The organism is Nostoc sp. MG11, from assembly GCF_014904695.1.
In the GTDB taxonomy this organism is placed as follows: domain Bacteria; phylum Cyanobacteriota; class Cyanobacteriia; order Cyanobacteriales; family Nostocaceae; genus Komarekiella.
On sequence record NZ_JACXXN010000216.1, the window covers coordinates 1 to 651 of the forward strand.

Here is a 651-nt window from a genome sequence, read left to right on the forward strand (position 1 = left end):
GTCGAAGATTTGCTTGTATGTCGCGCTTTTGCGGTTAGGTTCTCGGATGTTGGGTTCTAGTGGCAGGTCTGTTGGGAATGTGTCTACATGGGCAGTGTCGATAATGCAGCGGGAGTTCGCTTGAGAATAATTATCTATTTTTAGATTCCAAGTCTTGGGCATACTGTATCTGGCGATGAAACGACGAGATTAAAGCTACTGTATCTCTATATTGAGTGATCGCAATCATGATGTGCCATCAAGATAAGCAACCTGCGCTTGAGGGCTAGAGTTTCCTTTACTGTTGATTCTATGAGTGAAACTAATGCTGAATATCAAGCTAAACATGATGAGATGATTAGAACAGGGAAGTTAAAAGCGGAATATAAAGAGACACTATTAGAAATTGACGAGTTTGAAAATAAGGCTTGTGCTTTAGGGCTAATTTTGGGTCTTGGGTGGGGTGAAGATGCCAATCATATCGTTATTGATGAATACGAAATACTTGATAAAAACGGTAATTTTTTGTATTTAACGTTGTTAGAAACGCGGGACTACCTTCAAAATTTAATTGCAGATTCAGAATAAGATTGGTTAATAGTTTTTGCTCTGAATTTGTGTTGCTTCTTATTACACAGGGCAAAGGCATCTGAAATTACTCAAAATCACAAC

1 protein-coding gene and 1 pseudogene are annotated in these 651 nt (G+C 38.4%); one reads left to right on the plus strand and one right to left on the minus strand.

All coding sequences use genetic code 11. The annotated features are described in order from the left end of the window. Positions 1-162 (minus strand): annotated as a pseudogene (locus HCR01_RS39785) (abortive phage infection protein); the annotation flags it as partial. 129 nt (positions 163-291) lie between these two features. On the opposite strand from HCR01_RS39785, the gene HCR01_RS38165 reads away from it, so the two are divergent. After that, entirely contained in the window at positions 292-567 is a 276-nt protein-coding gene (locus tag HCR01_RS38165; RefSeq protein WP_193201046.1) for a hypothetical protein, read from the plus strand. The last annotated feature ends 84 nt before the right edge of the window (positions 568-651 follow it).